The sequence below is a fragment of the Acinetobacter sp. NyZ410 genome (assembly GCF_022828975.1).
Taxonomy (GTDB): domain Bacteria; phylum Pseudomonadota; class Gammaproteobacteria; order Pseudomonadales; family Moraxellaceae; genus Acinetobacter; species Acinetobacter guillouiae.
Genome location: NZ_CP094620.1, coordinates 3,040,474 through 3,062,329 on the forward strand (window position 1 = coordinate 3,040,474; position 21,856 = coordinate 3,062,329).

General features: G+C 38.2%; 18 protein-coding genes and 3 tRNA genes. 15 read left to right on the forward strand and 6 right to left on the reverse strand.

All coding sequences use genetic code 11. From position 1 onward, the window contains the following. Positions 1-279: 279 nt before the first annotated feature. From MTO68_RS14425 to purD, 6 genes are all read left to right on the forward strand, one after another. The gene (locus tag MTO68_RS14425; RefSeq protein WP_004822467.1) at positions 280-1,155 is read left to right on the forward strand and encodes a bile acid:sodium symporter family protein; all 876 of its coding nucleotides are present in this window, start codon (positions 280-282) and stop codon (positions 1,153-1,155) included. A 126-nt stretch (positions 1,156-1,281) separates the two neighbouring features. Then, on the forward strand, positions 1,282-2,184 hold the full coding sequence (gene prmA / locus MTO68_RS14430; RefSeq protein ID WP_004822468.1) for a 50S ribosomal protein L11 methyltransferase: 903 nt from the start codon (positions 1,282-1,284) through the stop codon (positions 2,182-2,184). Between the two features lie 21 nt (positions 2,185-2,205). Next, entirely contained in the window at positions 2,206-3,066 is an 861-nt protein-coding gene (locus tag MTO68_RS14435; RefSeq protein ID WP_004822471.1) for a zinc-ribbon and DUF3426 domain-containing protein, read from the forward strand. Positions 3,067-3,442: 376 nt separating this feature from the next. Continuing rightward, complete coding sequence (fis, locus tag MTO68_RS14440; protein ID WP_001086304.1) at positions 3,443-3,712, forward strand: DNA-binding transcriptional regulator Fis; 270 nt, start codon at positions 3,443-3,445, stop codon at positions 3,710-3,712. Positions 3,713-3,806: 94 nt separating this feature from the next. Beyond that, positions 3,807-5,381: a bifunctional phosphoribosylaminoimidazolecarboxamide formyltransferase/IMP cyclohydrolase gene (purH, locus tag MTO68_RS14445; protein ID WP_034613392.1), complete on the forward strand. Its 1,575-nt coding sequence runs from the start codon at positions 3,807-3,809 to the stop codon at positions 5,379-5,381. A gap of 144 nt (positions 5,382-5,525) precedes the next feature. Beyond that, on the forward strand, positions 5,526-6,809 hold the full coding sequence (purD, locus tag MTO68_RS14450) for a phosphoribosylamine--glycine ligase (RefSeq protein ID WP_239045386.1): 1,284 nt from the start codon (positions 5,526-5,528) through the stop codon (positions 6,807-6,809). A 95-nt stretch (positions 6,810-6,904) separates the two neighbouring features. On the opposite strand, the gene MTO68_RS14455 is transcribed toward purD, so the two are convergent. Beyond that, positions 6,905-7,567 carry an alpha/beta hydrolase gene (locus tag MTO68_RS14455; RefSeq protein WP_244013053.1) on the reverse strand — a complete coding sequence of 221 codons (663 nt, stop codon included), beginning with the start codon at positions 7,565-7,567 and terminating at the stop codon, positions 6,905-6,907. A gap of 560 nt (positions 7,568-8,127) precedes the next feature. On the opposite strand from MTO68_RS14455, the gene MTO68_RS14460 reads away from it, so the two are divergent. From MTO68_RS14460 to MTO68_RS14490, 7 genes are all read left to right on the forward strand, one after another. Further along, positions 8,128-9,000 (forward strand): MetQ/NlpA family ABC transporter substrate-binding protein, encoded by an 873-nt coding sequence (locus MTO68_RS14460; protein ID WP_004719302.1) that lies wholly within the window; start codon positions 8,128-8,130, stop codon positions 8,998-9,000. A 113-nt stretch (positions 9,001-9,113) separates the two neighbouring features. Continuing rightward, positions 9,114-10,139: an ATP-binding cassette domain-containing protein gene (locus tag MTO68_RS14465; protein WP_004719301.1), complete on the forward strand. Its 1,026-nt coding sequence runs from the start codon at positions 9,114-9,116 to the stop codon at positions 10,137-10,139. After that, positions 10,136-10,831, forward strand: a complete 696-nt coding sequence (locus MTO68_RS14470; protein ID WP_034613374.1) for a methionine ABC transporter permease — start codon at positions 10,136-10,138, stop codon at positions 10,829-10,831. The genes MTO68_RS14465 and MTO68_RS14470 overlap by 4 nt, the downstream gene beginning before the upstream one ends. Before the next feature lie 202 nt (positions 10,832-11,033). Continuing rightward, on the forward strand, positions 11,034-11,654 hold the full coding sequence (locus MTO68_RS14475; protein WP_004822493.1) for a hypothetical protein: 621 nt from the start codon (positions 11,034-11,036) through the stop codon (positions 11,652-11,654). 204 nt (positions 11,655-11,858) lie between these two features. After that, entirely contained in the window at positions 11,859-12,590 is a 732-nt protein-coding gene (gloB, locus tag MTO68_RS14480) for a hydroxyacylglutathione hydrolase (protein WP_034613366.1), read from the forward strand. A gap of 50 nt (positions 12,591-12,640) precedes the next feature. Continuing rightward, positions 12,641-13,354 carry an alpha/beta fold hydrolase gene (locus tag MTO68_RS14485; protein WP_279578608.1) on the forward strand — a complete coding sequence of 238 codons (714 nt, stop codon included), beginning with the start codon at positions 12,641-12,643 and terminating at the stop codon, positions 13,352-13,354. 321 nt (positions 13,355-13,675) lie between these two features. Next, positions 13,676-13,879: a hypothetical protein gene (locus MTO68_RS14490; RefSeq protein WP_004719296.1), complete on the forward strand. Its 204-nt coding sequence runs from the start codon at positions 13,676-13,678 to the stop codon at positions 13,877-13,879. Between the two features lie 172 nt (positions 13,880-14,051). Here the strand turns inward: MTO68_RS14490 and MTO68_RS14495 are convergent. The 5 genes from MTO68_RS14495 to MTO68_RS14515 all read right to left on the reverse strand — a co-directional run bounded on the left by MTO68_RS14495 (position 14,052) and on the right by MTO68_RS14515 (position 16,799). Further along, a tRNA-Leu gene (locus tag MTO68_RS14495) sits at positions 14,052-14,136 on the reverse strand. 35 nt (positions 14,137-14,171) lie between these two features. Then, positions 14,172-14,245: transfer RNA gene (locus MTO68_RS14500), tRNA-Trp, on the reverse strand. A 40-nt stretch (positions 14,246-14,285) separates the two neighbouring features. Continuing rightward, a tRNA-Leu gene (locus tag MTO68_RS14505) sits at positions 14,286-14,370 on the reverse strand. Between the two features lie 108 nt (positions 14,371-14,478). Then, positions 14,479-15,291 (reverse strand): protein kinase, encoded by an 813-nt coding sequence (locus MTO68_RS14510; protein ID WP_004822498.1) that lies wholly within the window; start codon positions 15,289-15,291, stop codon positions 14,479-14,481. Next, the gene (locus MTO68_RS14515; protein WP_244013057.1) at positions 15,288-16,799 is read right to left on the reverse strand and encodes a DUF3336 domain-containing protein; all 1,512 of its coding nucleotides are present in this window, start codon (positions 16,797-16,799) and stop codon (positions 15,288-15,290) included. Before MTO68_RS14515 ends, MTO68_RS14510 begins: the two co-directional genes overlap by 4 nt. A 201-nt stretch (positions 16,800-17,000) precedes the next feature. On the opposite strand from MTO68_RS14515, the gene MTO68_RS14520 reads away from it, so the two are divergent. Further along, the gene (locus MTO68_RS14520; protein ID WP_034618149.1) at positions 17,001-17,873 is read left to right on the forward strand and encodes an ATP-binding protein; all 873 of its coding nucleotides are present in this window, start codon (positions 17,001-17,003) and stop codon (positions 17,871-17,873) included. Positions 17,874-18,275: 402 nt separating this feature from the next. Next, positions 18,276-21,848, forward strand: coding sequence for a DNA polymerase III subunit alpha (dnaE, locus tag MTO68_RS14525; protein ID WP_004822504.1), 3,573 nt, complete (start codon positions 18,276-18,278; stop codon positions 21,846-21,848). Positions 21,849-21,856 lie beyond the last annotated feature (8 nt).

Here is a 21,856-nt window from a genome sequence, read left to right on the forward strand (position 1 = left end):
TTTTATTTCAAGTCTGTGCGTAGACTTGATTAATATCAGTATTCATATAGTTTTACGTCTACGATGAATCAATTGTTATTCGGCCTAATGCTATATATTTAAAACACATATTTTCAAGAAGATTTCTGAGTCATAGATTTCATTTTTCAATTCGATACCTTTCGATTACACTCAAATCGAGAACGGAATATTCACATATTGAATCAGGGTCTGTTGACATTTAATAAATAGACGATTTGTCAACAGACCCTAATGTAAAACAACAAAAAGGATGAAACTATGGATTCAGGGATAATTACCATAATGCTTCCCCTCGCCCTCGCCATTATTATGATTGGACTAGGTTTAGAACTTACTCCAAAAGATTTTGCGCGAGTTTCTAAACACCCTAAAGCTGTATTGATTGCGTTATTCTGTCAATTGGTACTTTTGGTCGGTATCGCTTTTATCATTTGTAAGGTGCTTGCACTCCCGCCTTTGCTTGCCGTAGGTTTAATGTTGCTTGCAGCCTCACCTGGAGGAAGTACCGCCAATCTATTTAGTTATTTATTTAAAGGTGACATTGCACTTAATATTACCTTAACTGCAATTAACTCGGTCATTGCTGCCTTCACCTTGCCTTTGATCGTAAACTTTTCGATTCAATACTTTATGAATGATGGGCAACAAATCACCATGCAGTTCAGTAAAATACTGCAAGTCTTTGCAATTATTTTAATTCCTGTGTGTATCGGCATGCTCATTCGACATTATGCGCCACACTTTACTGAAAAATTAAGTAAACCTTTAAGAATTTTCTCAGTGGTGTTTTTGATTCTCATTATTATTGGGGCAATCACCAAAGAACGTGCACATATCATGGAATACCTAACTCAAGTCGGCCTAGCCACGGTGATTTTCTGTATTTGCAGTCTGGTTATTGGCTACTTTGTTCCAAGATTACTCGGTATTAATAGTGCTCAAGCACGCGCATGCGCATTTGAGATCGGCATTCATAATAGTACTTTAGCCATGACGATTGCTTTGACTGTGATCGCAAATTCTACTGTCGCAATGCCTGCCGCGGTTTACTCAATCTTTATGTATATTTTCGCTGCTATTTTTGGTGCCTTAATTTCAAGACATGCAGCAACTGAAACTGAACCTGCGATATAAAGCCATCATGTGCCTCAACTAAAATGGATGCTTAAGCATCCATTTTTTATTTCCTACTGAATATAAGCGTAACTTCCCAGTTTCGGCTACAATACTGCCTTTAAGAAAACGATTTAGGTCTTTGCCGTGAAGTGGTTACAAATTCATATTACTGTAGAACAAGCTCAAGTTGATTTTACTGAAACCTTGTTAAGTTCTTTAGGCGCAGTCAGCGTGACATTAGATGATGCTGAAAACCAAGACTTGCTTGAACCACTCCCTGGCGAAACTCCGCTATGGAATAAAGTGATTGTTACAGGAATCTACGCGCAAGAAGAAGGCGAAGACATTGATGTAACAGCACTAGAAACATTTATTCGCACCCAACTCCCAACTGAACCGATGCGTAGTGAATTTCTTGAAGACCAAGTATGGGAACGTTCTTGGATGGATTACTATGAACCAATTCAAATTGGTGAAAAGTATTGGATCGTACCTGAATGGATAGAACCACCAGAAGCGGATGCAGTCAATATCAAACTTGATCCAGGCTTAGCATTTGGTACGGGTAACCATGCATCTACTTTCCTTTGTCTACAATGGTTAGGCAAAACCGATGTTAAAGATAAAGTCGTGATTGATTATGGTTGTGGTTCAGGCATCCTCGGTGTTGCAGCACTGCTTTTAGGTGCAAAGAAAGTCTATGCAACAGATATCGATCCACAAGCTGTCTTGGCGACCAAACAAAATGCTGAGCTGAATGGCGTTCTTGAAAATCTTTATGTTGGATTACCTGAAGAGTTCAATGCAGAATTTAAAAACCAACAGGCTGATATTTTGGTTGCAAATATTCTTGCAGGTCCACTTATGTCACTTGCTAAAGAATTCTCAACTTTGATTAAATCTGAGGGAGAGTTCGCACTTGCTGGCGTAATTGAAGAGCAAGTTACTGATGTTTCTAGTATTTATTCTGAATTTTTTGATATAGTAGAAGTCGAGAAACGTGAAGAAACCTGGTGCAGAATTTCTGGGTCGCGTAAGGCTGTTTAATCTATGAAAATATAAATATTTATGACCGAAAAACAAACCCGATGCCCAAATTGTGCTTCAGTTTATAAAGTATCAGTTACGCAACTCACTGTTGCGCAGGGTATGGTTTGTTGCCCGAAATGTTCACATAATTTTAATGCATTAATCCATCTACAAAACAGTCAACCTGCTCAACCCAAGATCGATCCTGAGACTGTCGTGCAAAGTCAGGCACAAAACCTCATTACGACGAAACGACAAATCGAAACCAATGTTTTAGATATTTTTAATCGTAAAATTGAAAACTCCAATATTGATTTAAGAACATACTTAAACAATTTGAATTATTTCAACAATGAGCCCGTCAATAACATTCCAAGCTTAAACCTATCACAAGGTTTAAATAACCACGGGCAACATTTAGTAAAACCCAAAAGTACGTTTTATTATCTGGCGTGGAGCTTGATCAATCTTGCTCTGCTCAGCATTTTATTATTTCAAATCCTTTGGTTTAATCCAAACTTAACTGATCGTTATCCGTTTTTGAATACTGTCTTTACCCAAACCTGTGCCGTCTTACAGTGTGATACTGTTGATCAACGCTATAAACAAATTGTGATTAGTCATCTTAAAGTTAAAGCACTTGATAGACAGGAGACTCAATTTTCAGGTCAACTCAATAACCAATATTCTAAAAGCTTAGAATTACCCCTCATAAGAGTCACTTTAAAAGCTCAAAATAAGGTCATTGCTACACATGTGATTACACCTGAGCAATATCTGATTGAAAGTTTAGTTGGAATTAAGCGTATTCCTAAAAATAGCCCATATCCTTTTAAATTTGTTGTTACAGAGCCAAGAAAAAGTTTTGATCAGTACCAATTAGACATTATTCACCCTTAAAATTAAAAAAAATTATAAAAAAATGAAAAAAAATGTAGTTTTCTTGCTCATTTTTTCTTAGACAATGGTATCATACGCGCCACGAAAGCTTTGTCCTGCAAACTCCTCGCATTTTTTCAAAAAAAATACTGTTTTGTTATGTGCTTTATATCCAATATCGCGCATGTAGAACATTTTTTTGTTTAAAAGAGTGTTGTAACAAATATTAATCTATTGTTACGCTTATTTTTCACTCAACTCGACGATTTGTGGCAAGCTAATTGTTCTTGTTTTAGAGCCAACCGTTTTAGGATCTAAAACGGAGCTCAGATTTTTTTTAGACCACATTTATATATTACTTTACCCAAGTAATATTTTGATTTTCGGATTAACTCGCATGAATAGCAAATCTCCTATTTTTACTGCACAATCTGACGTCGCTCTTCGTATTCACGTAGATCGCGCAGTTCGTCACTATTTTGCACAATTGCAAGGTGAGCAACCATCACAAGTGTACGACATGGTGCTAGCAGAAATGGAGAAACCTCTTTTATCTGTTGTCTTAGAATACACACGCGGGAATCAGACTCGCGCTGCTGAGATTCTCGGACTGAACCGTGGCACTTTACGCAAAAAGTTAAAAGCTCACGGTTTAATGAGTGAATAAATGATAAAATGCTCACGGCTTGCGTGGGCATTTTTTTTACCTATATTTTGCCTACCTGTTCAATCTCTAGACTTAAAAACTGTTGACGAAGATCATGACTATTAAACGCGCTTTAATCTCTGTTTCTGATAAAACCGGGATCGTTGAATTTGCCCAAAACCTTGTTGCTCTTGGGGTGGAAATTTTATCTACTGGCGGTACATATAAGTTGCTTAAAGACAACAATGTGGCTGTAGTTGAAGTTTCAGAGCACACAGGCTTCCCAGAAATGATGGATGGTCGTGTAAAAACACTGCATCCTAAAATTCATGGAGGCATTTTGGCTCGTCGTGGTCTAGACGAAGCTGTCATGGCTGAACACAACATCGATGCAATCGATCTTGTTGTCGTAAACCTTTATCCTTTTGCTGCTACTGTTGCTAAACCAGACTGCTCGCTTGCAGATGCAATTGAAAATATTGACATTGGTGGCCCAACAATGGTTCGTGCAGCTGCGAAAAACCATGCTTCCGTGGGGATCATCGTAAATGCAACTGATTATGAAACTGTAATTGCAGAACTTAAAGCGGATGGTGCTTTATCTTATGCGACTCGTTTCGATTTAGCGGTTAAAGCATTTGAACATACTGCCCAGTATGACGGCATGATTGCTTCTTACCTCGGTGCACGTGTTGGTAAAGAAGAAGGTCAAGCTGACAAATTTGCTCGTACTTTCAATACCCAGTTAAATAAAGTACAAGATCTTCGTTATGGTGAAAATCCACATCAATCCGCTGCTTTCTATGTAGAATCGACTGCAACTGAAGCATCGGTTTCAACTGCTAAGCAGTTACAAGGTAAAGAGCTTTCTTATAACAATATCGCGGATACAGATGCAGCACTTGAATGTGTCAAATCATTTGCAAAACCAGCGTGTGTCATTGTTAAGCATGCAAATCCATGTGGTGTTGCAGTATCGTTAGACGGTCTTAAAGCTGCATACGATCTTGCTTATGCAACTGACCCAGAATCAGCATTTGGTGGCATCATTGCATTTAACCGTGAGTTAGATGTTGTTACAGCTCAAGCAATTGTTGACCGTCAATTTGTTGAAGTGATTATTGCACCAAGTATTGCCGATGGTGTACTTGAAGTGACTGGCGCAAAGAAAAACGTCCGTGTTCTGGTATGTGGCGAACTTCCTAAAATTGATGAACGTGCTTCACAATACGATTATAAACGTGTCAATGGCGGTTTATTGGTTCAAGACCAAGACCTCGGCATGATCACTAAAGATGATCTTAAAGTAGTGACTAAGCGTGCCCCTACTGAAGCAGAAATTGATGATTTAATCTTTGCTTGGAAAGTTGCCAAATACGTTAAATCCAATGCTATTGTTTATGCTAAAGGCCGTCAAACCATTGGTGTTGGTGCTGGTCAAATGAGCCGTGTAAACTCTGCACGTATCGCCGCTATCAAAGCTGAACATGCAGGTTTAGTGGTTGAAGGTGCTGTTATGGCATCTGATGCATTCTTCCCATTCCGTGATGGTATTGATAACGCTGCAAAAGCTGGTATCAAATGTATTATCCAACCGGGTGGTTCAATGCGTGATGAAGAAACAATTGCAGCAGCAGATGAAGCTGGTATTGCAATGGTCTTCACGGGTATGCGTCATTTCCGTCACTAATTCACAATAAATCATTATTTAAAAATCCCCCTAAGTCCCTCTTTTCATAAGAGGGACTTGTCACGAACTACAGGACTCTTTAAATTCGTGATACCCCTTCCTGTATAAAGGGAGGTTGGGAGGGATTAAAAAAGGATACATAAGATGAACATATTAGTTTTGGGTAGTGGTGGTCGTGAACATGCATTGGCATGGAAAATTGCGCAAGACGATCAAGTCACTAAAGTTTTTGTTGCACCAGGAAACGCGGGTACAGCAACTGAACATAAATGTGAAAATGTTGCTTTAGATATTCTCAACAACCCTGCCATTATCGACTTTGCAAAAAATAATGCCGTTGACCTCATTATTGTTGGTCCTGAAGCACCGCTTGTAAATGGTGTGGTCGATGCAGGACGAGCAGCTGGCCTTAAAATTTGGGGACCAACCCAATTTGCAGCACAACTTGAAGGCTCTAAAGCTTTCGCCAAACACTTTTTAAAACGTCATAACATTCCTACAGCATTCTATGATGTATTCACTGAAGTGGATGCAGCCAAAGCATTTGTAGAAAAAAATGGCGCACCAATCGTAATTAAGGCAGATGGCCTTGCTGCGGGTAAAGGCGTCATTGTTGCGATGACCAATCAAGAAGCGTTTGATGCAATTGATGACATGCTTGCAGGCAATAAATTTGGTGATGCAGGTTCGCGTGTTGTTATTGAAGAATTCCTTGAGGGTGAGGAAGCATCGTTCATTTGTATGATTGATGGTGACAACATCCTTCCCATGGCAACGTCACAAGACCATAAACGTATCTTTGAAGCTGACCAAGGTCCAAATACGGGTGGTATGGGTGCGTATTCCCCTGCCCCAGTTGTGACTGCAGATGTTTTTGACAGAGTCATGAAAGAAGTCATGCGTCCAACTGTAGATGGTATGAAGGCTGATGGTCATACCTACACAGGTTTCTTGTATGCTGGTTTGATGATCGATGAGCAAGGGCAACCTCGTGTCATTGAGTTTAACTGCCGTTTTGGTGACCCTGAAACTCAACCGATCATGATGCGCTTAAAATCTTCTCTGGTTGATTTAGTAGAAGCCGGTATTGCTGGTAACTTACCCGCTGAAGCTGCGTGGGATGAGCGTAAAACTGTTGGTATTGTGCTTGCGTCTAAAGGCTATCCTGAAACTTCGAGCAAAGATGACGTGATTTCGGGTTTAGATACCCAAATGACAGATGCGAAAATTTTCCATGCAGGTACAGCAAACAATGCCAATGGTGATGTAGTGACTGCTGGCGGTCGTGTACTTTGCGTAACAGCGTTAGGCAACACAATTGGTGAAGCGCAAGCGAAAGCCTTGGAACTTTGCCAAAAAGTGACTTTTGATGGTGTTCAATATCGTAAAGATATTGGTTACCGTGCAATTGCTCGTGAAAATGCTTAAATCTGATTGAGTTGTAAAACCCGCCTAGGCGGGTTTTTTTATTTGGTAAATTTTTAGTGAGTAATGCTCTTCCAGAATAATAAATATAAGATTAATTACCTTGATTGATTTTGCGCTGAATCATTTGAATCACCTACCTCATCAACACCACCAATGACCATTTGAAGCCAATCTAATAATTGAGGAAATTCCCGATATCCATCACTGGCTAGAAAATGTCCAGCATTGGGAATAATTTCATAAGGAAACTCTAATTTTTCTGCCAGCGAGATACTTAAATCAGCTGGAACATATTGATCATTACTCGATATAAACATTTTCCGATTCAATATTTTATTTTTAAAAGAAAAATCCTTATTTATTTCAGTGATATATGAATCCAGTTGAGGTAGTACTACCAATTTATTCGAAAATCCCGATACACAGACAACACCACCTATCTGTTGAAAATCAGATTCAGATAGGAAATCAAGCAGCGTAATACATCCTAAACTGTGCGCAACAAAAAATGTATGCTGATCAATTTGAGCAATATTATTTTTTAAGGTTTGCTTCCACTGTAAAAGCTTTGGATTGCTGGAGTTCGGCAATGCGATCTTTACAACTTTAGTATTTTTATCTTGTAAATTTTCCTCAAGATAATTAAACCAATGATCATCCACATTTGCACCATAACCATGAATGATATAGACATTATTTTGAGCATATGCAGTATTTAGCAATAAAAAACTGCTTAAAAGAAAGATGATTAATTTCATTTATCGATCTCTTTGAGTTAGATAAGATCTGCATGCTAAAGTATGACAGTGGTGTCAATGTCAATCACTGTTTGAATAAAATCCCCCCATTTCGCCTAGCAACCCCTAATAATGTTTATCACTGTACTGCTATAGGTACAGATCTAATTTTATTTTACTTATTCAAAAAAAAGATAATAAATCCTAAAAAATTTATATATTATGAATAAGTATAAAATTTAAACATTTATCATTTAGCATTCAACAAAAGCATTTGTTTTCTTTATTAAATTAATAAAAACATTGATATTCAAACAACGACATCACTACCCAATGTCAACACGCAGCCACTATGTATAATTTTCATTTATTGATATGATAAACAAATCTTTAGAGTCTATTTTAAACAATTAAAATTCTTTTAAAACAGACTGCTAATCCTCAAATGTAAAGAATATAGATAGCGCAATCAGACAAGTACGTCACCGCATTATTTATTTTCAAAATGTTAAAAATTCGATTTAAATGATCGAGAATGCAAAGGACAAAATTCTACTGCATTTGCTACTTAGGACTTATTCATGAAAAAGCTGTTTGGCGTTTTACTTAGCGCGTCTGTGCTCACTCTTTCTGCTTGTGGAAAACAAGAAGCTCCAAAAAATGATGCTGCCCAAGCAGATGCAGGTAAAGAACAAGTCGTTACCATGGCTTCTACAGGTTCAGATGCAGATATTTGGCGCTATATCGCAACATTACCAGAAACAAAACAAGCTGGAATTAAACTAGAAGTTAAAAACTTTACTGACTATGTTGCAATGAATACTGCTGTGGCAAACAAAGAAGTCGATATCAATGCATTCCAATCTTATGCATATCTTGTTGCTTTCAATCAATCCAACAAAGAAAAAATTGCACCAATCTCTACAACATATTTAGAGCCAATGGGTATTTACTCTAGTAAAATTAAAAAAGTTGAAGAGTTTGCCAATGGTGCAACCATTGCTATTCCAAATGATGGCGCAAATGAATCACGCGCATTGTTACTTTTACAATCTGCTGGTCTCATCAAATTGAAAGATGGCTTTGATTTAGTTAAAGGCACGCCTGCTGATATTACTGAAAATGCGAAGAAAATTGTCATCAAACCTATTCAAATGGCGACTGCGGTACGTGCTAAAGATGAAGTTGATGCAATTGTTTTAGGTAATACTTTGGCAATGGAAGGCGGTTTAAACGTGCTTAAAGATTCGGTTTATTATGAGCCAGTTGACCAAACAACCAAAATGAATGTCAACGTACTTGCTGTTGCAGATGCACGTAAAGACGACGCCCTTTTGAAAAAAGTGGGTGAGTTATATCATGTTCCTGCTGTAGGTAAATATGTTCAAGAACACTTCGGTGGAACTAAAGTTGATGTGAATAAACCTGTAAGCTATCTTACAGAATCAAAATAGTTTTATAATGAATCAGGTCTATTGACCATTCTTTTATGAAAGGTCTGTAGACCCTCATAAAACAGGCAAAGTGAATTTGCCTGTTTTTTCTTTTTGCTATAGTTTTTGACGATATGATTGAATTTAAAAATATTTCAAAACACTATGAGTTGAAAGGTCAAACCATACGTGCACTGGATCAGATTAATCTTGAGATTCCAGCGGGCAGTATTTTTGGCATTATCGGCTATAGTGGTGCAGGTAAAAGTACCTTAATCCGTTTGATTAACTTGCTTGAGCGTCCCAACCAAGGGCAAGTCATCATTAATCAAAAAGACTTTACGGCACTTGATGCACGTGCATTACGTCAAGAACGTGCAAATATAGGCATGATTTTTCAGCATTTCAATTTACTACAAACCAAAACTGTAGCTGACAATATTGAAATGCCGTTAAAGTTGCTAGGTGTCAGTAAAGACCAACGTGAAAAACGTTTAAATGAGTTACTTGAGTTTATTGATCTAAAGCACAAAAAAGATGCTTTTCCAGATGAACTCTCGGGAGGTCAAAAGCAACGTGTCGGTATTGCACGCGCCTTGGCCAACCACCCCAAAATTTTACTTTGTGATGAAGCAACCTCTGCGCTTGATCCACAAACCACGAAATCTGTTCTTGCTTTGCTTAAAAAGATTAATCAAGAGCAAGGGATTACCATTGTCATGGTTACGCATGAAATGGATGTAATTGAATCTGTTTGTGATTTTGTTGCGGTTATGGAACAAGGCAAAGTGATTGAAACTGGTTCTACCTTAGAAATTTTTAGTCAACCGCAACACCCGACGACGAAAAACTTTATTCAAACCGTTTTACAGCAACAGCTCCCTGTTAATATCTTAAACAATCTCGAAAATCAAAATCATAAAAGTATTTATAGTCTGCAATTTTTGGGTACCTCAGCGCAAGAGACCGTGGTACAAGCAGCAATTAAGCAATTTGATGTCAGCTTAAATATTTTATTTGCCAATATGACTGAAATTAATGGTTCAGTGATCGGTCAAATGTTTATACAACTTTTGGGAGATGCTGAAAGCATTCGCCAAACCATAGATTTCTTTGAAAAAAATGGGGTCAAGGTGGAACAGTCAGGAGTTAGACTATGAGAGAACTCATTGTACAATGGCTCACTACACTCACAGCACCATTTTGGAAAAGCTCTTTAAGCATTGACCAATTTGTTACAGCGATGCAAGAAACCATTCAAATGGTCATTTTTGCAATGCTGTTTGGTACCATTTGGGGCTTTATTCAAGCAATTACCTTGTTGGTCACTCGCCCTAATGGCATTTTACCCAATCGCGCTGTTTATCAGATTTTAAATCCTATCGTCAATGCGCTACGTTCCCTACCCTTCATTATCCTATTGATTGCGGTTTTCCCACTTACCAAAGCGATCGTGGGTACAACTATTGGTACTTGGGCAGCGATTGTACCGTTGACCATTTATGTTGGTCCTTATATTGGTCGTCTTGTAGAAACATCATTGCTTGAAGTGAATGAAGGGATTATTGAGTCTGCACAGGCAATGGGTGCATCGCCTTGGCAGATTATTTTTAAATTTATTATCCCTGAATCTCGTAGCTCACTCATCCTGAGCCTTACCACAGCAACCATTAGCTTGATTGGTGCAACAGCGATGGCGGGTGCTGTAGGCGCTGGTGGTATTGGTGATTTAGCAATTTCTTATGGTTATCAACGTTTCGATCAAAGTGTGGTTTATCTCACTGTGATTGTCTTATTGATCCTTGTACAAATTGTACAGAGTCTTGGAAATTGGTTATCTAAGCTTCGATAATCCTTGCTTGCCATTTCCAGTTGTTCTTCGTTCTAAAATCATACCCTCCTTGTTGAGGGTATTTTTTTATTTCTTGAGTTAGCTACAGACATAAATACTTATAAAATTTATAGATCCTTTTTAATTCTACTCATTTGATCAACTGCTCTTGATCAATCCTTCAGAACTGATTAAGTTATAGAAAACTTAAGAAATATTTGAAATGAATAATTTTACCCAAACCATCGCCCCGTTACTCCTTATGCTACCTATTTGCAGTTTTGCTGCGCAACATTCAGAAGATTACACCACCACAGTGAAAGTTAATGGTGTTGAGCTCAACCAAGCAGTAAGTGCAACACAAATTGAAAAATTGCTTGGAAAAACCTCTCAAAAACCCATAAAAACATTTTCAGAATGTACAGGAAACTATGAATACTCAATCTCTACTGCATCAGGAAAAAATCTAACATTTGACATTTTTAGTGAAGAAAATCCACAAATTAAATCTGACGCTTTTTATAAAAGCAAAAATACTTTTCAACAACTTGGTACGACCAAAGGGCGAATCTGGCTTTCTTGGACAAATGCACAAAAGATGACAGATACCGTTTTGATTAACAACAAACCCATCACCAATCTGTATAGCATCAATCAATTTAAAAAAGACTTTCCAAACAGTGCCAAAACTGGCACCCATGTTTTAATGTTAACTGCGTCAGAAGCCAAAGAGTTTTTAAAAAATCCTGCTGAATTTGAAACAGGCTATCGCAGTTATGTCGATTTTAGTTTTAAAAATGGCAAACTCAGTAAATTAGAAATCAGCCAAGGCTTGACCTGTTAAATTTTATTGAGAATAGCGTATTGGTCTATATGCTATTCTCTAAAAGAATAACCTACCGCAAGACTTGTTTGTTCAATCAAATACAATGCCGTACAGCCGAATTACATATGTTTTCACATAAATATGCCTACAATCAGCTTTCCAACTTGTCTATAGCCTAATTTTACTATTAAATTTGTATCAGCATATATATGGAATTCAACGATGCAATTTAAAATTCACGTCATAGATGTAAAAAATCAATTACAAAACTATATTTGGCTGATCGAAGACAGTCACAGCCACGATGTCGTTGCAATTGACCCCACAGAAGCATCGCTGGTTGAAGATTATTGCCTTGAGCATCAACTGAATTTAAAACAAATTTGGCTTACACACTGGCACAAAGACCATATTGGTGGTGTTCCAGAATTGATTGCAGATCATAATATCCCTGTTTATGGGCCTCGTGCTGAACTAAGTCACATTCCTTTTATTACCTACCCGCTGCAACACGATGATCAATTTGAATTTCATGGATTAAACATCGACATTATTGCTGTGCCAGGTCACACCCTAGGGCATGTCGTTTACTTTATTGATGCATTAGACAGCGTTTTCTGTGGTGATACCCTTTTTGCTATGGGGTGTGGACGTATGTTTGAAGGAACTGCTGAACAGTTTTATCACTCTCTCAATCGCCTTGCTGCTTTACCACCAAGAACCAAAGTTTACTGCACCCATGAATATACGCTTTCTAATGCACAATTTGCTTTGCATATCGAGCCAGAGAACCGAGCGATACAACAACGTGCCGAAGAAATCAAACAGCTTCGTGAACAAGGGAAAATCACCTTGCCCAGCACCATTGAACTTGAACTTGAAACCAATCCCTTTTTACGTGTTGAAAGTGCTGAAGAATTTGCACGTATTCGTGCATTGAAAGATCATTTTTAAGCAATCACGATTATTGTTTTTACAATGTTAAACTGCGACAGCCTAAGCCTCTGTTTTTAAAAGCCTCGCAGCGGGCGGTACTGTTATTACATGCCTATACCAGTACCGTTCAAGATATGAAGGCCTTAGCAAAATTTCTGCATCAACATGGCTACACTTGCTATGTGCCTAGCTACGCTGGGCATGGTTTAACGATTGATGAGTTTCTCAATTACACGACAGCGGATTGGTGGCAAGATACATATAATGCTTATCAATTCTTAGAAAATCAGGGTTATAAGCATATTGCTGTCATTGGGGTTTCTTTAGGTGCAATTTTATCGTTAAAACTCACTGAGCACTTTCCAATTGATGCATGTATTAGCATGTCTGCGCCACAGAATCGAAGTGTAAATGATCTTTTTAAGCGACTAAAGCACTATGCTGAATATCTCCACCAATTTGAAAACACTCATACAGGTTTAGACTTAAAAAGCTTAGAAAATAAAGCAGCAATACAACTACAGCCATTTCATCAATTTGTTGCCGCAACCATAAGTGATGTTTCTTTAATTCGTGCACCTATCTTTTTATTGTATGGTGAGTTAGATGATGCACATTATCAATCCAGTGCACAAACCATTTATAATCATGTGAATTCTACAAAAAAACAAATTAAAAGTTATCCCAATACTGGGCATCTCATGACTTTAGGTAAAGATCAGACACAACTGTTTGGCGATATTTTAGATTTCTTAGATCAACATCATCCTGTACAGCTGTAATCCCCATGCTTCTGTTAAATTTACTTACATTTAACCACAGTGAAAATGAGAAAAATTCTGCTTTTTTAAACTGATATCTTTGCATCAAAATATTACAAACACAGTTTTTATAATTAATTAATCCTTTGTTTTATTTTAATATTTTTTATTAAATTCACATTTTATCCATATTGGCAGCAAAAAAATACGCATTGATACAAAAGCCTCATTTCTCAAATTGCTCAAATATTGATATAAAAAATAAGTTTCATCAAATTTCCCCTTTAAAAATTTAATGATCACCCCTATTAAATTTATAGGCAGGAATTAAGGAGATCTTCTGTGAAAAAGGTTGTAAAGGCAAAGAATTTAATCGCTTTTCGTATTTGGTTAGAAAAATTAGGCTATTCAGTAAAAAATTTAGCTGATGGAAAAGGATTTACTTTCAGCTTTAAAAAAGAATATGGTTTAGTCACTTGTGATTTATCTGGTAATAACTTAGCAATGCAGCTCGGTGAAGAATTTGAAGATCACTTAAAAGCTTAGTAAGTGTCTAAATGAAGTTTCTCTTTGAAAAGACCTAAACGATTTCGTTTAGGTCTTTTTATTGATCTGGCTAAAATTCTAATTCTAAAAACCTTTAATCAAGATACAGCATAGTTAGAATAAAAATTTAGGCATAAAAAAAAGCGTGATTTTCATCATGCTTTTTTAAATTTGGTGGGGACGGAGAGACTCGAACTCTCACACCTTGCGGCGCTGGAACCTAAATCCAGTGCGTCTACCAATTTCGCCACGTCCCCGAATAAAAACTAACGCTGTAGTCTTTTAAATAACTTGGCAGAGGATCAAGGATTCGAACCTTGACGAACGGTTTTGGAGACCGTCATGCTACCATTACACCAATCCTCTATAACCCTTCATTTTGTTTTAGTACCACAAAATGAATGCTTGGTGGGGACGGAGAGACTCGAACTCTCACACCTTGCGGCGCTGGAACCTAAATCCAGTGCGTCTACCAATTTCGCCACGTCCCCAATGGCTGTGTATATTATAGAGATCGTTTTATTATGACAAGCCCTTTTTTCGAAAAAGACACTCGTTTGTTTAAATAAAAAACAAATGTTGCAAATACTGCTTTTTGTTTAAACAATTTGGCTTAATACTTGTTTTATTTGATAAATATTTGAGCAACGTTGCCCTGCTTTTTTCATTAACATCGCTGTTAAAACCATTTCAAAAATTTTAAATCGCTCTGGTAACACCACATTTAACTGCTGACAATGCAAAAATGCCCAATCTTGATAGCTTTTTGCCGATAAGCGCTGTTGTGTCAACCACTCCAACCAAACGATTCCCAACGCATAAATATCGGATTGAAATGATTTTGGTTGCGCATGAAACAATTCTGGTGCCATATACCGTGGTGTTGCTGTATGTGTTGCGATATTTGTTAAATTTGCGTCGTGAGCGGTGTTTACAGCCTGTTCAAAGTCAATCAAATAACTTTTCTCATCTTTAACGCGAAAATGCTCAACTTTGATATCACCATGCAGATAACCATAGTCATGCAAATGTTCAAGCACATCTAAGCTGAGCACTAATCGCTTACCAATTTCAGCCAAGCTAAGTTGATCAGGTAGATCCTGAAAGAGCTTTGGGGCATCTTCCACCCATAAAGCTTGATCAATGACCTCTACATCCATTTGAAATTGCTGAAATGGATCAAATATTGAAAAGTTTAACAATACAGGTTGAGTTTCAGTCTCTAATGCATTCAACTCGCTATAACAGTTCAGCTCATTGAAAAAGTGCTGTTGATAACAGCGATTTGAATTTTTGAGCTGTAATTTCAACCAAAACAATTGCTGTCCCTGCTGAATTTGATAAACACGACGACCAAATTTTTGACTTTGGATTGAATTATATGCAACCGGAAGAATTCTGCTTTGGCTCATACTTCTGTCAATTGTTCTGCGGGTATATCTTTCGTCATTGGATGATTCAAAACTTCTAGACAATGTTGGATTGTTTTACCAATACGTGCATGTGTTTCTATACTTGAAATTTTTGGCCAAGTTGCACGCTCACCTTCTCGTTGCAACAGCTTAAATAGATATGGGCGTGGGTTCTGTAACATATAGCTATAATGGCGCAGACTATACTCCCCAATAATATTGACATCACCATAGTAGCGCTGGTCAATAATACCGTAACCGTGATCGAGTAAACGACGCATAGAAGGAATCCGTCCCATACGGCCTCTGGCAAAGTCCATGATCCCCATTGCAGCCATGCGTCCTTGACTACGCACAATACGTTCAGGCCAACTCAGTAAATCTCTACGGTAACGTTCTTCATCATTCTGCATAAACGGTACAATATGTGGATTAACCTGACTGGCAATGGTGTAATTCAAATTATAAAGACGTGACATGCGCTCTTGGGGGAAATCATTGCGGACACTGCCGTCTACCCAACGCGTATTTGCCAAATAAGGAGTATGTACACCATCATAACGTTTACTGATCAAACGCACAGGTGGAAATAAAACCGGTACAGCACATGATGCCAATACTGCACTCCAGACCAATAAATCTGGTGAGGTATATTTATTCATGATTCGTACATCTTCTTGGGAAACATCATAAGGCGCAACGGTGACATTGATATCTAAGCCTGATTTTTCAAACGCCTCCTGAAAGGTTACATCACCTAAATTTTCGACCAAGAACTTTTTAAGATATCGGACATCTGCAAAACCACCATTGCCTTTGATTAATTCTTTTAAGCTTCGGAAGTGAAAAGCTTCACTATAAAACTGGTCACCACTCAGCAAGTTTGGAATCTCACCCGGTTCATTTACCCCCAGCATCGCCGTCATGATTGCCCCAGCACTTGAACCAGAAAGTACTTTTGGCATTAAGTCTTGTTCCATTAATGCTTTACAGACACCGCTATGGAATAAACCTAATGTTGCACCACCTGAAAACATCAGTGCGGGCTGACCATAGGCCTTTTCACAGTTTTCAAAAAACTTCCTTTTGCTTTCATGACATAAGGCTTGGCAACTTTCTGAAGCAATGAATGCCAAGCTATTGCTCACTTCATCGATATAATCTTCAATTATTTTTTTAGTTCCAACATAGGTATGTGCAAATAGCATCGGATGCCCGATGTTGGCAACATCGTGACTAAATCCTTCTCTTAGGATATACATCAAATCTTGGGTGCGATTTTGCAGACGGTAACGGCGCAATAAATTTAACCGATGGGAAATAATTTCAGCATCAAAATATGGTGAGGTATTATCCAGCTTCCACTCCTGTGCCCCCGTTTCTTCATCCAGTTTTAACGCTATAGATTTCCACTCTTCATAGTTTTCCGCATGTTTCAGTTTTCTTTTTAGTTTTTTAATACGATAAGCCTGATGCGGATTTAAATCTTGAGTGAGTTCTAATAACATTTCTAATATTCCTTTGATTTTTAATCCGACACTTTTAAATACCTGTCGATAAACTATGCTGAAAAATAACCAGATAATCAATTACCATAAGTCATTTAATTCTTGCTTTAGATTCCAATTATCGCCTATTGAGATTAGCTCAATAAAATTACTGTGCTAATATCAACCACACATTGTAATTTCTGAAAATAGCGAACGGATATGGCAACTTTCGACTTACCTGACAATATCATCCAAAAATTATCCACTGTTCTTGATCAGTTACATCAAGTCCTTCCTGAAAAGAAACAAGATACTGACTTTGCAGCAGTGGCTTTTAGGTGGCACGATAAACAACTCAAAGCGATTTATAACCCGAAAGCAATGCATTTGGATGATCTTAAAGGGATTGAACGTCAGAAAGCTAAAATTTTACAAAATACTGAACAATTTCTACACGGTTTACCTGCCAACGACATTTTACTGACTGGCTCACGTGGCACAGGAAAATCATCCATTGTTCGCTCTTTACTTACTCAGTATGCAGAACAAGGCTTACGTTTAATTGAAATTGAACGAGATGATTTGTCTGACTTGCCAGAAATTCAAAAAATTATTAAAGATCGCCCAGAAAAGTTCATCGTTTATTGTGATGACTTGGCATTTAATGCTGAAGATGAAAATTACCGTAGTTTAAAAAGTGTGTTAGATGGCTCGCTACAATCTGGCTCAAGTAATTTTGTGATTTACGCAACCAGTAACCGCCGTCATTTATTGCCTGAATTTATGCATGAAAACACACCTGTAACCAAAGTCGATGTGCCGCAATATAAAGAGTTGCATCCGCAAGAAGCCATCGAAGAAAAGATTTCATTATCAGATCGTTTCGGTATGTGGTTGTCGTTTTATCCAATGGATCAAAATCTTTATTTAGAAATTGTGGAGCATTATTTAGCAAAAGCTGATATGCCCTTTGCTGATGATGTTCGTGCTGAAGCATTAAGATGGTGTCAAGCTCGTGGTCAACGCTCAGGGCGTGCAGCATATCAATTCTCTAAACATTGGATTGGTTCAGAACGTTTAAAGGCTTTATAAGTCCAACTTTTTAGATATACACAGCCCTAACTGAATAATAGTCAGGGCTTTTATTATTATCACCTTAGGCATCCTAAACCCTTTTATCACCCGATAAAATTTCACTGCTTCTTTGTCTCATTTGATAACAATAGCTTGAATGGATTACCCTGTTTCATTCAATCCATATTATTCAAATAAAGCTTAAATTATTCGTTTCTATGTAAAAAAGACCATCAACACACAACTCAAACTGACTGCTGGTTAATCATGCAACTAAAAGTCAAAATTAAAAATTTCTATATATTTAAATATATTTCAAACACTTAAATACAAAACAATAATTCATCCAGAACGTTTTATTTCAGCACATCACAGTTTAAGCGTGATAAAATAGCCGACAGTTTCATATAGGATAGGTCTATGCAGTTTGTTCATCTTGGTATTCATACCGAATTCTCGATTACAGAATCGATCGTACGTATACCTGATCTGATTAAAGCTGCCGCATCTGATGAAATGCCTGCTTTAGCCATTACAGACCTATCCAACCTGCATGCAGCAGTCAAGTTTTACAACAAATCGCTGGGGAAAGGGATTAAACCTATTTTCGGCAGTGTAATTCGATTAAATGATGCAAACCATAAAGCAACCTTACTGGCAATGACCAATAAAGGCTGGCGTGGTCTGACTGAAATTGTCTCTCGCGGCTTTATTGAAGGACAACAGCTGTCGATTCCATGTGTACAAAAAGATTGGGTACTTGAACAGTCTCAAGACATCATTGTACTTTTGGGCCTACATAGTGATGTCGGAGAAATGCTCTGTGCAGCTTATCCTGAAAAAGCCGAACCGCTGTTAGAACAATGGATCGAAAAATTTGGCAATCGTGTTTATTTAGCACTGACACGTACAGGTCGCCCATTAGAAGAAAGCTTCAACGAAGAAGCGGTTAAACTCGCTGCAAAATATAATATTGGTGTTGTGGCACATAATGATGTGCATTTTGTTAGACCAGAAGATTATGAAGCACATGAAGCACGCGTTTGTATCGCAGATGGTTATGTTCTAGGCGATAGTAAACGTCCTAAGCATTACAGCCCTGAGCAATATTTTAAAACCTCTGCTGAAATGATTAAGCTATTTGCAGATATTCCAAGTGCCATAGAAAACACCTTACAAATTGCAAAGCGTTGTACCGTTTCACTCCGTTTAGGATTCCATGATCTACCAGACTATCCAATTCCGGAAGGTCATACTATCCATTCTTACTTTGAGCATCTTTCTGAAATTGGTTTAGAAGAACGTTTAGACTTCCTTTACCCTGTTGAAACACGTGATGAAGATTGGGCTGAAATTCGTAAGCCTTATGATGAACGTCTGGCCTATGAGCTTGGCATTATCAATAAAATGGATTTCCCTGGTTACTTCCTCATCGTCATGGACTTTATTCAATGGTCTAAAAACAATGGGGTTCCTGTAGGTCCCGGTCGTGGTTCAGGTGCAGGCTCACTCGTCGCTTATAGTTTAAAAATTACTGACTTAGACCCGCTGCGTTATGACCTACTCTTTGAACGTTTCTTAAACCCAGAACGTGTATCCATGCCCGACTTTGATATCGATTTCTGTATCGCTGGACGTGATAAGGTCATCGACTATGTAGCACGCCATTATGGTCGTGATGCGGTTTCTCAGATTGCAACCTTCGGTACCATGGCTGCTAAAGGTGCGATTCGAGATGTAGCACGGGTTTTAGGTAAATCTTACGGTTTGGCAGATCGTATTTCTAAAATGATTCCGACTAAACCTTTAGGACTCACCTTAGAAGAATCTATTGAGGCTGAACCACAACTTAAAGATATTGTGACCAATCCATCCAACCCAGATTATGACGATGCTGCTGAAATCTGGGAAATGGCACTCAAGCTTGAAGGCATTACCCGTAATACAGGTAAACACGCAGGTGGTGTAGTCATCGCACCAACCAAAATCACCGATTATTCGGCAATTTTGTGTGAAGCTGATGGTACAGGACGGGTTGCCCAATTCGATAAAGATGATGTAGAAGCTGCGGGCTTAGTAAAATTCGACTTCTTGGGCTTACGTAACCTTACTGTAATTGAAGATGCGATTCAAAATATTAATAAGCGTATTCAATCTGATAAGCCGTTAAATATTTCAAACATTCCTTTAGACGATCCTAAATCCTATGCAGTATTTGCTGACGCAAATACCACCGCGGTATTCCAGTTTGAATCCGTGGGCATGAAAAAAATGCTTAAAGAAGCACGTCCAAGTAAATTTGAAGAAATTATTGCCTTCGTATCTTTATATCGACCGGGTCCAATGGACCTTATTCCTGACTTTATCCATCGTATGCATGGTGGTGAATTTGAATACTTACATCCGCTGTTAGAAAGTGTACTCGAACCCACTTATGGGATCATGGTATATCAGGAACAGGTGATGCAAGCCGCACAGTTCTGTGCTGGCTATACACTGGGTGGTGCAGATTTACTTCGTCGTGCGATGGGTAAAAAGAAAGTCGAGGAAATGGTCAAGCAACGTGCCACCTTTATTGAAGGTGCTGCGAAAAAAGATATTGATGAAGGTACAGCCAACCATATCTTTGACTATATGGAAAAATTCGCAGGCTATGGTTTTAACAAATCACATGCCGCTGCGTATGCTTTAGTTGCCTATCAGACGGCTTGGTTAAAAGCACATTACCCTTCAGAATTTATGGCTGCGGTGATGTCTTCGGAAATGCAAAATACAGATAACATTGTATTTTTAATTGATGACTGCCGAATCAACAACTTAGTGGTATTGCCGCCATCGGTAAATATGTCGTTCTACCAATTCTATGCCAGTGATGTAAACACCATTATTTATGGCTTAGGTGCAATTAAAGGTGTCGGCGAACAAGCCATGCAATCCGTGATTGATTCACGTGAGCAAGATGGTCCTTTTAAAGATTTATTCGATTTCTGCCACCGTGTAGATTTGAAGAAAATCAATAAAAGAACATTAGAAGCATTGATTCGCGCTGGTGCACTGGACTGTTTGGGAATTGAACGCTCAAGTTTAATGGCTCAACTTCCAGAAGCCGTCCAAGCCGCTGAACAGGCGCGTTCTAATCGTGAAACGGGCATTATGGACTTATTTGGTGAAGTTGAAGAAGTTCAACGTAAGCCAGCTAAACCTGTAAAACCGTGGTCTGATGAAGTGCGTCTAAAAGGTGAAAAAGATACATTGGGTTTATATCTGACAGGTCATCCAATTGATGTCTATCGTGCAGAATTAAAATCCTTTATTCCAAATAAAATTAATGAATTAACCCCTACTCGTCGTGGTGTAACCACTGTTTTCGCTGGTTTAGTGGTCGATATTGCCAATTTCCCAAATCGAATGATGATTACCCTTGATGACGGCACAGCACGAATCGAAGTCTCTGCGAATCATGAACGCTTCCAACGCTTTAAAGACATTATTCAAAATGAAAAAGTGGTGGTGATTGAAGGTGAAATTTATGAACGTGAAGGTTTTGACCGCCCTATGGGTCGTTTGACCAAAGCATTCACCCTCAATGAAATTCGACAAAAGCGTGCCAATAGCATTGCCATCACACTAAATACTGAAGTGATGACGAAAACTTTAGCCTCGGATATTCAAAAGATCTTACTGCCTTTCTGTAATGTCGATATGTGTCAACACATTCCAATGCAGATCCAGTTAGATTATGACTATGCCACTGCTGAGTTACATTTAGGTCAACAATGGAAAGTTGCCCCATTGGATGAGTTACTTTCAAAATTACGTGATTACTTTGGTAAAGAATCTATTCATATTGAATACCAAGTCAAATCTAAAGCGGCAAAAGCCGTGGATCATCGTGGACTTGCCCAACCGACTCAAGTTGCACCACCGCCAGAAAATATGAGTATGGATGATGCAATGGATGACTATATGGCAGATGCAGGCCAATTCTCCTAACCTCTCTA

Bases quoted from the DNA above. Each gene is read 5' to 3' on its own strand.
- MTO68_RS14425 (WP_004822467.1), top strand. From the start codon at position 280: ATGGATTCAGGGATAATTACCATAATGCTTCCCCTCGCCCTCGCCATT.
- MTO68_RS14435 (WP_004822471.1), top strand. From the start codon at position 2,206: ATGACCGAAAAACAAACCCGATGCCCAAATTGTGCTTCAGTTTATAAA.
- fis (WP_001086304.1), top strand. From the start codon at position 3,443: ATGAATAGCAAATCTCCTATTTTTACTGCACAATCTGACGTCGCTCTT.
- purH (WP_034613392.1), top strand. From the start codon at position 3,807: ATGACTATTAAACGCGCTTTAATCTCTGTTTCTGATAAAACCGGGATC.
- purD (WP_239045386.1), top strand. From the start codon at position 5,526: ATGAACATATTAGTTTTGGGTAGTGGTGGTCGTGAACATGCATTGGCA.
- MTO68_RS14455 (WP_244013053.1), bottom strand. From the start codon at position 7,567: ATGAAATTAATCATCTTTCTTTTAAGCAGTTTTTTATTGCTAAATACT.
- MTO68_RS14460 (WP_004719302.1), top strand. From the start codon at position 8,128: ATGAAAAAGCTGTTTGGCGTTTTACTTAGCGCGTCTGTGCTCACTCTT.
- MTO68_RS14465 (WP_004719301.1), top strand. From the start codon at position 9,114: ATGATTGAATTTAAAAATATTTCAAAACACTATGAGTTGAAAGGTCAA.
- MTO68_RS14470 (WP_034613374.1), top strand. From the start codon at position 10,136: ATGAGAGAACTCATTGTACAATGGCTCACTACACTCACAGCACCATTT.
- MTO68_RS14475 (WP_004822493.1), top strand. From the start codon at position 11,034: ATGAATAATTTTACCCAAACCATCGCCCCGTTACTCCTTATGCTACCT.
- gloB (WP_034613366.1), top strand. From the start codon at position 11,859: ATGCAATTTAAAATTCACGTCATAGATGTAAAAAATCAATTACAAAAC.
- MTO68_RS14510 (WP_004822498.1), bottom strand. From the start codon at position 15,291: ATGAGCCAAAGCAGAATTCTTCCGGTTGCATATAATTCAATCCAAAGT.
- MTO68_RS14515 (WP_244013057.1), bottom strand. From the start codon at position 16,799: ATGTTATTAGAACTCACTCAAGATTTAAATCCGCATCAGGCTTATCGT.
- MTO68_RS14520 (WP_034618149.1), top strand. From the start codon at position 17,001: ATGGCAACTTTCGACTTACCTGACAATATCATCCAAAAATTATCCACT.
- dnaE (WP_004822504.1), top strand. From the start codon at position 18,276: ATGCAGTTTGTTCATCTTGGTATTCATACCGAATTCTCGATTACAGAA.